Below are 12,504 nucleotides of genomic sequence, written 5' to 3'. Positions count from 1 at the left end.
CGATTCCACGATCCAGCTTCCCTCGTTCAAGCATCTTTCATCACCCATGCTTATTTTACCATATAAATGCGAAAAAGCCCAGCTATGCTCGACTTTTTCGACAGCCTGAAGGCCCCCGCTCCGAAAGGAGCGGGGGCCTTTTTGTCATTCACACGGAGGTGCGTCTGACAGAAGAGGGAGAAGATCAGCCCTCAGTCTCGATGGGGTTGGCACCGTTCATGTAGACGAACAGGTAGTCCAGAGTATCGCTGTCGTCGCGGTCGTCATCGGTGATGGCATAGAAGCAGCCCTCGATGTTGTAGCCGGCAACGGTGCTCTTCAGGGTGCTGCCGCTGATGCGGCTGACCTCGTAGTCGGAGCCCTTATCGCCCATGATGTCACGCAGATCGGGATCCTGCTTGGACTCGGGACCCTTCTTGAAGTCGGTGACCAGGATGATCACGGTGTCGGAGTCGACAGAGTAATCTTTGCTGCCGATGGTCAGGACGCTGGCGGAGTAGGTGACGCCGGTGGTGCCGTCCAGCGGCTCAACGTAGCACTCATCGCCGGGCTCGCCGGTCTCAACGACCTTCATGTCGGTGATGCGGCCGGTGGAAGCGCTGGTGCGGACCTTGCTGTACAGCTGGAAGGTGGTGTAGGGATCATCGGTGCTGATCAGGTCTTCCTTCCAGACGCCGTCCTTCTCGACGACAGCCTTATAGCGATAGTAGGTATCCTCGGAATCGCCCATCTTCTGGTCCAGCTTGGTCACGAAGATGTAGGTATCGTCGGAAGAAGCATCGTCAACCTTGGAGTCGGTGTCCTCCAGGCCGATGAACACGTAGGTGGCGTAGCCGGTGGCCTTCTTGTAGACATAGCCCATGGCGGCGGGATCGGAAGCGGTGGCGGTCATGGTGGTGTCGGGCACGTTCTTGATGCCGGTGTAGACGTCGATATCGCCGTCCTCATCCTCGATCACGAACACGGTGTCGGCATTGGCGCGGATGGTCTTGGGATTGCCGGGCAGCTGGAACAGCGTGGTCTTGTCGTTGACAGTCAGATCCACATCGTCGCCGGTCAGAGCCAGCTCATAGTTGGCGGCATACTTGGAGGTGTTGACAGTGGTCAGGGTGTACTTGCCGTTGCTGTCCTTGCTGTAGGTGTACCAGCCCTCGGCCTCCTTCAGGTCGGAGTTCTTGGTGCTGCCGTTGATCTTCTTCAGGGTGATCTCCTCGTTGGTGCCATCCATGAAGTAGGCGTTGGCCTTGACGGTGCTGCTCAGGCTGGTGGTGGTATCAGCCTTGGTGATGAACACGTAGCTGCGGGTACCGGTGGCCTCATCGACCTCGATGACGTAGCCATAGGAGTCCAGAACCAGGGTGACGTCGCTGTCAGCGCTCTTGATCTCGCCCTTGACGCTATCGTCCAGAGCGGTGGCGGAGTAGCTGTAGGTGGTGCCGTCAACGGTGACGTTCTCGTTCTCGCCGTAGTTATCCACGTTGCCGGAGATCATCTCGGCCACGACGGCGACCTTGGGCTCGTACTTGTTGCCGTCCTTCACGGCGTTGATCAGGATGTAGTCATCCTCCTTGACGTCCTCGATGTCGAAGTCATCGCTGTCGTCCAGCTCCAGGGTGTAGGTGTTCAGGGAGATGGCAGTATCGCCGGCGTCGGTGATCTTGACCTCTTCCTTGCTGGTGCTGTAGTCCTCGGTGGCCTGGAAGACGTAGGTGTTGACCATGACGATGGTGGTGTTGCTGTCGTCATCAACATAGACTTCGGTCAGGGTGCCGTTGTTGGAGGCAACGGTGCTGCCGATACGGCCGGTGTTGTTCTTGTCCATGTACTTGACAACATCCTCGGGAGCGATCTTGGTGTCCTCGCCGTCCATCCAGAAGTGCAGGGTGGGATCGTTCTTCTCATCGGGATCAGCATCCTCCAGGTCGTCCTTGACGTCCTTACCGATGGCATCGTAGACCATGGCCTTGGTGGCCTTCTTGGTGAAGGTGGCGACCAGATCGCCGGTGCAGGCATAGGTGCCGATCTCTTCGTTCTTCAGTTTCCAAGTGGTGGCGGGACGGCCGAAGTCATCGCTGGTGTCGTCCTTCTTCAGATTGTCAAAGTACTTCTCAGCGAACTGCAGACCCTCGTCATCCATGGTGTCCTTGTAGACGCCCTGAGGCTCGACCTTGGCCTTGGAGCCGGTGATCACGACCTCAGCGCCGCCGACGCTGACGGAAGTCTTGGAGTCATAGCCGACCATGTCAGCCTGCAGAGCGTTGAAGGCATACAGGCAGGCCTCTTCATGGGTGACGGCCTTGCTGCCGACGAAGTCGTCGTTGCCGTCAGCCAGGTCGATGCCGTTGGCCAGAGCCAGCTTAGCGACGTTGGTGCTCCAGTTGCCGCCGGTGAAGCCCTCGATGGAACCATCATAGCCCAGAGCGCCCAGCAGCATCTTCATGAAGGAGTAGCCGTCCAGGGTAGCGGAGGGACGGAAGGAACCGTCGGAGTAGCCGTTGATGATGCCCTGCTGCGCGCAGTAAGCGATGTAGCCGGCAAAGGTGTGGTTGGCGGGCACATCTTTGAAAGGAGCGGTGTCAGCGGGGAGGGCGGAGGCGGTGGTGGGGGCAAGGATCAGGTTGCAGATGATCTTGGCGGCAGCGCCGCGGGTCAGGGTGTTCTGGGGATTGAAGTTGCCGTCGGTATAGCCGTCGACAACGCCGATTGCGGAGATCACGGCGACGGCTTCATCATAGTTGATGGAGCTGTCGTCCTTGAACTTCTTGGCGCCGGCGCTGATGGTGACCAGAGAAAGAGACATCACCAGGGCCAGAGCCAGAGACAGGAATTTCTTCATGGGGTTTCCTCCTTTTGAAATTTACCGGGAAATCCGTCCGTCACTACAGGGGAGACATACTCCTCATTAATTATTTCAAAGCCTTGCAGCACAATCGATTGAAGAAAAAATGGTAGCTATTTAAAAATGCTTGGCTACCAATCCGGTGGAAACCATTGCGGCACAGGGGATTCATTTGGTAGCCAGTTTTTTGTTTGGTAGCGAGTTTTGAGAATGGAAAAATCATGCAGAAAAAAGCCGGAAAAGCGCTGAGCGGCGGGAATTCTCTGGAATTTCCGTCCTTGCCGAAAGCCCGGAAAAGAGATCGGACGATCCGGTTAAAAATTGGAAATACATTCCTAAAATCGCAAAAATGAGGGGAAATTACGTCCAAAATGACCGGCTTTTCTGCTTGAGACCTTGGAAAGTGGGAGCTGCCAGTCTATAATGGGCGAAGAAAATGCGCTTTTTCCTGTCATATGTAAGGCAAAAATCCGTCTGTATCAACAGAAGACCTGCCCGAAAAGGGCGAGATGGGAGGGAGACCCATGGAAGACGCCGCCATTGTGGAGCTGTACTGGCGCCGGGATCAGACGGCCATTGCCGAAACTGACGGAAAGTACGGCCTCTTCTGCTGGAAGATCGCCTGGAACATCCTGTCGGTGCGGGAGGACGCGGAGGAGTGCGTCAACGACACCTGGCATCAGGCCTGGAACTCCATGCCGCCCCAGCGGCCCCGCTCCCTGCGAGCCTATCTGGGCCGCATCGTCCGGAATCTGTCGCTGGATCTGTGGCGGCGAAACCACGCCCAAAAGCGGGACATCGGCATGGAGCAGCTTCTCTCGGAGCTGGAGGACTGCATTCCCGACCGGCAGACGGTGGAGGACGCCATAGAGACGGCGGAGCTGTCCCGGAGCATCAGCCGCTGGCTGGAGGGCCTGCCCAGTCAGGACGCCGCGCTGTTCGTCCGGCGGTACTGGAACGGCGAGCCGCTGTCGTCGCTGGCGGAGGAGGCGGGCGTGTCCGCCAACCGTCTGAGCCAGAAGATGCTGCGGCTGCGGAGCAGTCTGCGGAAGACGCTGGAACGGGAGGGGGTGGCCATATGAGCAGAGCGCAGCAGGAAAAGCTGTACGACGCCATCACCGGCATCCGGGAGGACATTGTGGAAGCCGCTCAGGAGACGCCGCTGCGGACGGTGAAAAAAGCCCATTGGGGCCGCCGGGTGGCCGTCGCGGCGTGTCTGTGCGCCGCGGTGGGCGTTGGATGGGGCCTGTCCCACCTGCGGATGGGCGCCAGCAGCGGCGGAGGCGGCGGAAGCGACGCGGAGGGCACGTTCATGTCTTACGCCGGGCCGGTGTTCCCCCTGACACTGACAGAGGCGCAGAGCGGGCTGACGGCGGAACGGGACATCACGCTGGACTTCGCCGGCTACGAATCCCGCCGGGAGACAGTGCTGCGGGAGGACGGAACCGAAGATTTCACCTACGAGACCTGGGAGTCGGACATCCGGGTCACCGATGAATATACCCTCACCAATTCCGCCGACGAGGATGTGACGGTGCGGGCGCTGTATCCCTTTGCGGGCAGTCTGCGGACGCTGGGGAGGCTCCGGCCGGAGATCCGGGTGGACGGTGAGACAGCGGAGACAGAGCTGCTGGCCGGCGGCTACAGCGGGGGCTTTTCTGGCGTCCTGAGCGGCGACGGCAGTGATCCGGGGCTGTACAACCTGGACCCGCCCCACAGCTGGGAGGGTTATCGGGGCCTGCTGGCGGATGGAACCTATCAGGCAGGGGCCTTCGCGCCGGCGCAGGAGCTGACGGAGCCGGTGACGGTGTACGAGTTCACGGGCTCTCAGGCGCCTACGGAGAAGTACAGCGCCGCCACGCTGGCTGTGTGGTTCACCATAGACCCGGAGCGCACCGCCGTCCTTACCTGGGGCTTCAACGGCATGGAGTGGGATCAGGACACGGGATACCGCCGGTACAGCTATTTCGTGGAGAAGTACGGAGGACGGGAACAGACCCGGATGCTCATCGTCTTCGGAGACGACGTAGCGGAGTACACATTGGGGGGCTATGAAAACGGCGCCTGCGAAAAGGAGATCGGCGGCGTTTCCGCCGTAGTGACCCGGCGGGAGACCACCTTCGGCCAGCTTCTCCGGGAGCTGACGGCGGTCTGCCGGGAGGAGAACGCCCGGGTCAACGGCGAGGGCGATCTGTCCGGCGTCTCCGACGAACTCCTGCTGAAGGCCGTCGCCGGCTCCGTGGTAAACTACGCCAACACCATCGCCCGGTACGACAGCGGAATGCTGGACGAGGTGTTCAGCGACGCCGTCTCCATGGCCAGGGTTTTCTATCTGGCCTTTGACGTCACCGTCCCCGCAGGCGGCAGCGTCTCCGTGACGGCGGCGATGCGGAAGGAACCCAGCATGGACCTCTATCACGGCGGCGATTCGGAGAACTGGCGGGACTACGGCTATGATCTGGTGACCCGTCTGGGCTCCAACCTGACCTTTACCGCCCAGCGGGCGGCGCTAGTGAACACGGAATGGATGGAGATCGTGGGGCAAAACTTTGGCTTTGATCCGGAGAACGGCGTCACTGCCGTGGAACTGGATCCGGCTCAGGAGCACTACTATCTGGACGTGCGCCGGACGGTGCCGGAGACGTGAAAAAACGCCCCTGCGGGAATCTTCCCGCAGGGGCGTGCCATATCGGGGCAAAAAACTCCCGCCGGAGAATTCCGGCGGGAGTTCATATTACCAGGAGTGGAACTTCCAGGACTGACGGGCGGTCATGGCGAAATAGGTGTAATCGGTGCCGCGGCCGCTGCTGTCGCCCCAGGTGGTGTCGATGTGATACTGAGTGCCGTCCAGCTCCGCCACGGTCCAGATGTGGCTGGTATTGGCCAGAGCGGCGCACTGGATGCCCTCCAGTTTCAGCAGCAGGTTATAGGCGCCGGTATAGCCGTCGCAGACGGCAACGCCGTCGTGGAACAGGGCGTAGGGAATGTGGCTGAGGGAGTCCTCCCCCGCACCGTAATCGTAGATGCAGTTCCGGCAGATCCAGTCATAGTAGACCTTCGCCTTTTCGTACTCGCTCATGCTGGCGGTGATGGCGCCGTCGGCCCACAGCTGGTCGTGGACCGCAATGGCGGCATCCAGCGTGTAGGCGCGGTATTCCGCCAGCTGCTCCGACGTGCAGCAGGTGGCGGAGAAGGTCAGCACCAGCTCCCCGGTGACCGTGTCGTAGGTGCAGTTGACGGCGTTGTAGCACTGTTCACAGGAGGCCTTGACGGCGGACAGCGCCTGATTCATCACCTGCCGGGCGGTGACGGCGGAGACCTTGGAGAACTGAAGCGTCAGGGTGTCGCTGCCCTGGGACAGCATGTACTGCACGTCGGCGGCCACTTCCTCCTGACTGGCAGGCGAGAGAACAAAACCGGCATCCTCCGCCAGATCGCCCCAGGTGGTTCCCTGAGCGCTGTAGTAGGAGAGCAGATCCCAGTCCGGCGTGACCCGAAGGGCGGGGTCCACCAGGCGGGTCAGCAGTGCCGCCAGCGCCCCACGGCTGATGGAGGCGTCGGGATAGAACGTGCCGCTGGGGTCGCTGCCCTGGGAGATGCCCCGGCGGTAGAGGGAGAGGATATCCTCCCCGTATTCCGTGTCCGCCGTCACATCAGGGATAAAATACCCGGTGGCATAGGCCTGCTCCACCAGCGTGCCGTTGATGTCCGGCAGCGCGTCCTCCGGCAGGGTGTTGGCCAAAATGTGGGCCGCCGTTTTCCGGGTGGCGGCGTCGCCGTACCGGCCGTCCAGCTCCGTCCCCAGGACGCCCAGGGACTGGAGATACCGGAGATAGGGCTCATAGACCGTTCCGCTCTCCGACGGGAAGGCGGCGCCCTCCTCCGGGGCGCCGGTGGCGTACAGGCTGCGGAGCCGTCCAGCGAAGATGACGACCTGTCCCACAGTGACAGGCGCCTCCGGTCCGAAGGTGCCGTCGGCCCGGCCCACCGTCAGGCCGTATTCATACAGCGCGGCCACATTGTCATAGAACGGAGAGGTGACGGCCACGTCGGGAAACTGACCGTCATAGGCCCCGGAGCGGACGAAATTCTCATAGCTGTCGGAGACCGCCAGGACGGTGGAGGTCATCATCGACAGCGCCAAAAGCAGCGCGGCGATGCGCTTTTTCATGTGGGTTCTCCTTTTAAGATCGGCGGGAGGTGAAGCTGTGTCTGTCAGCTCACCAGGTTCAGATCATCGGCGGTGCGGTCGATCAAGTAGGGATTCAGGGAGTCGTTCACCAGCTCCAGCACGGCCTCGCCGTCCAGCAGGTACAGAGAGCGGCTGCCGCTCCACTCGCCGGGCAGCGTGGAGAACTGGATGGCGTCCAGTCCCATGAGAATGGCCTGTTCCCCGAACCAGGCCAGCTCATTGACCCGCAGGTCTGTGTCCACGTATGTATCGAAGATCTTGGCGTAGTCCCCGATCTTCTGGGGATTGGACAGCATTTTTTTGGCGACGGCCTTCAGAAACGCCTGCTGGGTGTCGATGCGGCCCAGATCCTGGCGGCCGCCGTAGCCGGTATCGTCGTTGTTGTGGCGGAACCGCACCACCTTCAGGGCGTCGGTGCCGTTGAGATGCTGCGTGCCCTTCTGGAAATGGATATGCAGGTCCTGCACGGGATCGTCATAATCCATATTTTCCGGAACGTAGAAGTCCACGCCGCCGATGGCGTCCACCAGCTTCACAAAGCCCTTGAGATCCACCTGGACGGTGAAATCCACCGGGATGCCCAGTGTGTCCGCCAGGGTGTCCGCCAGCGTCCGGACGCTGGTTTTGGAGGGGACGTTGACCTTCTGGGCCTTGCCGTTATAATAGACGCCGGAGTCCCGTGGGATGCTGACGCAGTGAACGGCGTTTTCCCCTGCGTCGAAGGCCACCAGGATATTGGTATCGCTGCCGCCGTTGTCGTTGTCCATGCCGGAGACCAGGATGGTGAAAAAGTCGTCTTTCCGGGCATAGCGGTCGGGACCCGGATCCACGGAGCCTGCGGAAACGGGCCCGGCGGAGGCGGCGGCCTGTCCCGCCTGCACGGAGGTGGAAAGCTGGGAGCTTCCGGCGGCCAGCTGGGGCTTGTGGATGAGGATGCGGTAGACGGCGGCCAGAGCGGCGAATACGAAGACCAGCAGCAGAATGGTGCGGGGCCAGCTGCGCCGGCGCTTTCTCCGGCGGGAATGTGTCTGGGGCATGGCGGTGAAACTCCAATCTGAGACGCGGCATCGCCGCGGTCGGTAGTGTTATCGGCTTGTACGGGCATGTGCTGCCGGACGTGAGGACCTGAGACCCGCGCGGCGATCCCGGCGGAAATGTCAGTAGCCATCATTATAGGGCGGCAGGTAAAAAAGTACAAGGGAAAAAAGGTTACAATTTAGTGAACAATACCAGAATCTGAAAAGGGATGGCGCACCGCGTCATCCCTTTTCCGCATCTTCCGGATCGCTGCCGGTGTTCAGGGCAATCCGCTCCAGCAGCGCCTTGATATCCGCCAGCATCTGGTTCTGATAGGAGAGAGAGCAGCGGATGTAGCGCTGCATGGGGTCCTCCTCCGCGGTCGGCAGCTGCTGTGCCGGACGGGGCCACCGGCGCATCACCGGCTCCTGTCGGGGCAGAGGTGCGGATGGCTTCGCCTGGGACGGTGGAGGGACGGACACCGGCTGGGAGGCGGCGCGATCCTGCGGACGCCGATTGTCAGCCACAGGGCTCCCTCCCCTCACTGTCCCCGGTATTTCTTCCGGGTGGCGATGCCGCCCCGGATGTGCCGCTGGGCTTTGTTGACCTCCAGGACCTCTTTGACTTGCAGATACAGTGTCCGATTGAACTGGGGCAGCCGCTCTGAGATGTCTTTGTGTACCGTACTTTTGCTGATCCCGAACTTTTTAGCGGCGTTGCGGACTGTAGTCCTGTTTTCTATGATGTACTGGGCGAGCGCACAGGCCCGTTCCTCGATGTTCCCTTTCAAGAAGCAACACTCCCTGCCTCGTGTTGCTTAAACCTATGCAAAACAGCCGGAAGATATGCGGGTTCTGCGGGAGATGGGGCTGCTTATCGGCGGCGGGATGGGGATATCCGGCGCATGTTGGGGGAAAATATGAACAACGCGTAAATTCTCACATAAACCGATGAAATATTTATATAAATCTGTTGACAAAAGTTCCGGGCGGGTCCATGATAGCGGTAAGAAAACCAAGGAGGCGCATGATGAAGAAAAACCTGTACAGCCTGATGCTGTCGGACGACGTGGTGCGGGAGGTGGACGCCCTGGCCCACCGGATGGGAACCAACCGGTCCGCCCTGGTGAACCAGATCCTGGCGGACTATGTCTCCGTCCCCACGCCGGAGCGGCGCATCAACGATATTTTCCAAGCCATCGAGGAACTGGTGACGCCCTCCCGGGAGCTGGTGCCCTTCTTCGCTCCCAACTCCCCCACCATGTCCCTGAAATCCAGTCTGGCCTACAAGTACCGGCCCACGGTGAAATATGAGCTGGACCTCAACGGCGGCGGAGAGGACGCCATGGGCGACCTGAGCGTCATCTTCCGCACCCAGTCTGCGGGACTCATCGCCGCCATGTCGGAGTTCTTCCGGCTGTGGGTCCGGATCGAGGACGCATGCCTCGCGCCGCTGCTGGGCGGCACCATCACCTGTTCTCTGTACGACGGGCGGTTCGTCCGGCCGCTGGCCATGCCCAGGGGACGGGTCTGCACGGCGGAGGACATCGCCGGGGCCATCAGCGACTATGTCCAGCTGTTCGACCGGCTGCTGAAGGGCTATCTGGGCGGCACACTGTCCGAGCGGGACGTGGAGCTGGCCTATCGGGGGGACCTGCGGAACAGGACCCTTCTGATCTGAATTGTTTCATATAAATGAGGTGAATTTCCATGAACGCTGAAAAATACACGCAAAAGACCCTGGACGCCTTCCGGACCGCCCAGAGCATGGCACAGGAAAACCAGAACCAGTACCTGACGCCGGAGCATTTGCTGTACGCCCTGCTGGATCAGGACGGCGGCCTGATCCCCTCCATCTTCGGAAAGATGGGCGTGGACTGCGACGGCCTGCTGTCGGAGCTGGACACCCTTATCGGACGGCTGCCCAAGGTGTCCGGCGGCAGCGGCGACGTCTACGCCTCGCCGGAGACCGGCAAGGTGCTGAGCGTGGCGGAAAAGACGGCGGAGAAGCTCCATGACGAGTATATCTCCGTGGAGCATCTGATGCTGGGCATCTTCTCTGAGGGCACCTCCCAGGTGAAGCAGCTGCTGCAAAACCACGGCATCACCCGCAGCCGCTTCACGGAGGAGCTGTCGAAGGTGAAGACCAATCCCGTCACCTCCGATAACCCGGAGGAGGCCTACGACGCATTGAAGAAGTACGGCACCGATCTGGTGGAGCGGGCCCGGAACAAGGAGCTGGACCCGGTCATCGGCCGTGACAGCGAGATCCGGAACGTCATCCGCATCCTGTCCCGGAAGACCAAGAACAACCCGGTCCTCATCGGCGAGCCCGGCGTGGGCAAGACGGCCATCGCCGAGGGCCTGGCCCAGCGCATCGTCCGGGGGGACGTGCCGGAGGGCTTGAAGGACCGCACCATCTTCTCCCTGGACATGGGCGCCCTCATCGCCGGCGCCAAGTACCGGGGCGAATTTGAGGAGCGGCTGAAGGCCGTGCTGAACGAGGTGAAGAAGTCCGAGGGAAAGATCATCCTGTTCATCGACGAGCTGCATACCATCGTGGGTGCCGGCAAGACCGAGGGCAGCATGGACGCGGGCAATCTGCTGAAGCCCATGCTGGCCCGGGGTGAGCTGCACTGCATCGGCGCCACCACTCTGGACGAGTACCGCCAGTATATCGAGAAGGACGCCGCCCTGGAGCGCCGGTTCCAGCCGGTGCAGGTGGATGAGCCCACGGTGGAGGACACCATCTCCATCCTCCGTGGCCTGAAGGAGCGCTACGAGATCTTCCACGGCGTCCGCATCCACGACAACGCGCTGGTGGCCGCCGCCACTTTGTCGGACCGGTATATCACCGACCGGTTCCTGCCGGACAAGGCCATCGACCTGGTGGACGAGGCCTGCGCCATGATCCGCACGGAGATCGACTCCATGCCCGCAGAGCTGGACGATCTGCGCCGGAAGATCATGCAGCAGGAGATCGAGGAGATGGCCCTGAAGAAGGAGGACGACCAGCTGTCCAGAGACCGTCTGGCGGAGCTGAAGAAGGAACTGGCCAACGAGAAGGAGCAGTTCAACGCTATGAAATCCCGCTGGGAGGCGGAGAAGAGCGGCGTGGACAGTGTGAAGCAGCTGAAGACCCGCATCGAACAGCTCCAGGGGGAGATCGAGCGGGCCCAGGCCAATCTGGAATACGAGAAGGCCGCCAAGCTGCAATACTCCGACCTGCCCGCCCTGGAGCGGCAGCTGAAGGACGCGGAGGCCGCCGCCGAGCAGCACACCGCCGAGAACTCCATGGTCCACGACACGGTGACGGAGAACGAGATCGCCGACATCGTGGGCAAGTGGACCGGCATCCCCGTCAGCCGCCTGATGGAGGGCGAGCGGGAGAAGCTGCTGCGGCTGGACGAGATCATCCACAAGCGGGTGGTGGGCCAGGACGAGGCCGTCCGGCTGGTGACGGAGGCCATCCAGCGGTCCCGGGCCGGCATCGCGGACCCCAACCGGCCCATCGGCAGCTTCCTGTTCCTGGGCCCCACCGGCGTGGGCAAGACGGAGCTGGCGAAATCGCTGGCGGACTGCCTGTTCGACGACGAGCACAACCTGGTGCGCATCGACATGACGGAGTACATGGAGAAGTTCTCCGTGTCCCGGCTCATCGGGGCGCCTCCGGGATACGTGGGCTATGACGAGGGCGGCCAGCTGACGGAGGCCGTCCGGCGGAAGCCCTACTCCGTGGTGCTGTTCGACGAGGTGGAAAAGGCCCATCCGGACGTGTTCAACATCCTGCTGCAAATTCTGGACGACGGCCGCATCACCGACTCCCAGGGCCGGACGGTGGACTTCAAGAACACCATCATCATCCTGACCTCCAACCTGGGCTCCCAGGAGCTGCTGGGCGGCATCAATGCCGACGGCAGCATCTCCGAGGACGCCCGGAACGCCGTTATGGGCGAGCTGCGGCGGTCCTTCCGGCCGGAGTTTTTGAACCGGCTGGACGAGATCATCCTGTTCAAGCCTCTGACCAAGGAGAACCTGAACGGCATCATCGACATTTTGATGCGGGGCCTGAAGCAGCGTCTGGCGGACAAGACCCTGAAGCTGGACGTGACGGACGCGGCCAAGAGCCTCATCATCGACCGGGGCTTCGACCCCATCTACGGCGCCCGTCCCCTGAAGCGGTACTTGCAGGGCGCGGCGGAGACCCTCATCGCCAAGGAGATCCTGCGGGGCGACCTGCCCGCCGGCAGCACGCTGCTGCTGGACGCGGAGGACGGCCAGCTGACCTGCCGGAAGAAAGAAACGGCGTAATACAAAGGGAGACCGGACGAGAAGTCCGGTCTCCCCAGCTTGTCGAAAAACCCTGCCTGAAGGAAAAGAGTCTTTTTTTGCAGGGGGAGTACGAGGGGGCGGGAGCCCCCTCGTATTGGATCGAATGCCTGCAAAAAGCCTGTGCC

Annotated in this window: 9 protein-coding genes; 4 read left to right on the top strand and 5 right to left on the bottom strand. The window is 61.5% G+C overall.

Annotation, left to right across the window (positions count from 1 at the left end):
- Positions 1-184: 184 nt before the first annotated feature.
- Positions 185-2,836, bottom strand: a complete 2,652-nt coding sequence (locus tag ACTNBU_RS11260) for an S-layer homology domain-containing protein (RefSeq protein ID WP_441034020.1) — start codon at positions 2,834-2,836, stop codon at positions 185-187.
- A 527-nt stretch (positions 2,837-3,363) separates the two neighbouring features.
- Between ACTNBU_RS11260 and ACTNBU_RS11255 the strand changes: the two genes are divergently transcribed.
- On the top strand, positions 3,364-3,921 hold the full coding sequence (locus tag ACTNBU_RS11255) for an RNA polymerase sigma factor (protein WP_441034018.1): 558 nt from the start codon (positions 3,364-3,366) through the stop codon (positions 3,919-3,921).
- On the top strand, positions 3,918-5,486 hold the full coding sequence (locus tag ACTNBU_RS11250; protein WP_441034016.1) for a hypothetical protein: 1,569 nt from the start codon (positions 3,918-3,920) through the stop codon (positions 5,484-5,486). The genes ACTNBU_RS11255 and ACTNBU_RS11250 overlap by 4 nt, the downstream gene beginning before the upstream one ends.
- 87 nt (positions 5,487-5,573) lie before the next feature.
- Here the strand turns inward: ACTNBU_RS11250 and ACTNBU_RS11245 are convergent, their stop codons facing one another.
- From ACTNBU_RS11245 to spoIIID, 4 genes are all read right to left on the bottom strand, one after another.
- Positions 5,574-7,010, bottom strand: a complete 1,437-nt coding sequence (locus ACTNBU_RS11245; RefSeq protein WP_441034014.1) for an S-layer homology domain-containing protein — start codon at positions 7,008-7,010, stop codon at positions 5,574-5,576.
- Positions 7,011-7,054: 44 nt separating this feature from the next.
- The gene (locus ACTNBU_RS11240; protein ID WP_441034013.1) at positions 7,055-8,068 is read right to left on the bottom strand and encodes an LCP family protein; all 1,014 of its coding nucleotides are present in this window, start codon (positions 8,066-8,068) and stop codon (positions 7,055-7,057) included.
- 222 nt (positions 8,069-8,290) lie between these two features.
- On the bottom strand, positions 8,291-8,575 hold the full coding sequence (locus ACTNBU_RS11235; RefSeq protein ID WP_441034011.1) for a hypothetical protein: 285 nt from the start codon (positions 8,573-8,575) through the stop codon (positions 8,291-8,293).
- A gap of 14 nt (positions 8,576-8,589) precedes the next feature.
- The gene (spoIIID, locus tag ACTNBU_RS11230; protein ID WP_441034009.1) at positions 8,590-8,838 is read right to left on the bottom strand and encodes a sporulation transcriptional regulator SpoIIID; all 249 of its coding nucleotides are present in this window, start codon (positions 8,836-8,838) and stop codon (positions 8,590-8,592) included.
- 236 nt (positions 8,839-9,074) lie between these two features.
- Here spoIIID and ACTNBU_RS11225 point away from each other — a divergent pair, with 236 nt between their 5' ends.
- Positions 9,075-9,728: a hypothetical protein gene (locus ACTNBU_RS11225; RefSeq protein ID WP_441034007.1), complete on the top strand. Its 654-nt coding sequence runs from the start codon at positions 9,075-9,077 to the stop codon at positions 9,726-9,728.
- A gap of 29 nt (positions 9,729-9,757) precedes the next feature.
- Complete coding sequence (gene clpB, locus ACTNBU_RS11220; RefSeq protein ID WP_441034006.1) at positions 9,758-12,358, top strand: ATP-dependent chaperone ClpB; 2,601 nt, start codon at positions 9,758-9,760, stop codon at positions 12,356-12,358.
- The last annotated feature ends 146 nt before the right edge of the window (positions 12,359-12,504 follow it).

Source organism: Dysosmobacter sp. HCP28S3_G4 (assembly GCF_052065175.1).
Taxonomy (GTDB): Bacteria; Bacillota; Clostridia; order Oscillospirales; family Oscillospiraceae; genus Oscillibacter.
This window is presented reverse-complemented; position numbering and strand designations above follow the sequence as displayed.

Excerpts from the sequence above, each read along its gene's own strand:
- ACTNBU_RS11260 (WP_441034020.1), bottom strand. The coding sequence starts at position 2,836 with ATGAAGAAATTCCTGTCTCTGGCTCTGGCCCTGGTGATGTCTCTTTCT.
- ACTNBU_RS11255 (WP_441034018.1), top strand. The coding sequence starts at position 3,364 with ATGGAAGACGCCGCCATTGTGGAGCTGTACTGGCGCCGGGATCAGACG.
- ACTNBU_RS11250 (WP_441034016.1), top strand. The coding sequence starts at position 3,918 with ATGAGCAGAGCGCAGCAGGAAAAGCTGTACGACGCCATCACCGGCATC.
- ACTNBU_RS11245 (WP_441034014.1), bottom strand. The coding sequence starts at position 7,010 with ATGAAAAAGCGCATCGCCGCGCTGCTTTTGGCGCTGTCGATGATGACC.
- ACTNBU_RS11240 (WP_441034013.1), bottom strand. The coding sequence starts at position 8,068 with ATGCCCCAGACACATTCCCGCCGGAGAAAGCGCCGGCGCAGCTGGCCC.
- ACTNBU_RS11225 (WP_441034007.1), top strand. The coding sequence starts at position 9,075 with ATGATGAAGAAAAACCTGTACAGCCTGATGCTGTCGGACGACGTGGTG.
- clpB (WP_441034006.1), top strand. The coding sequence starts at position 9,758 with ATGAACGCTGAAAAATACACGCAAAAGACCCTGGACGCCTTCCGGACC.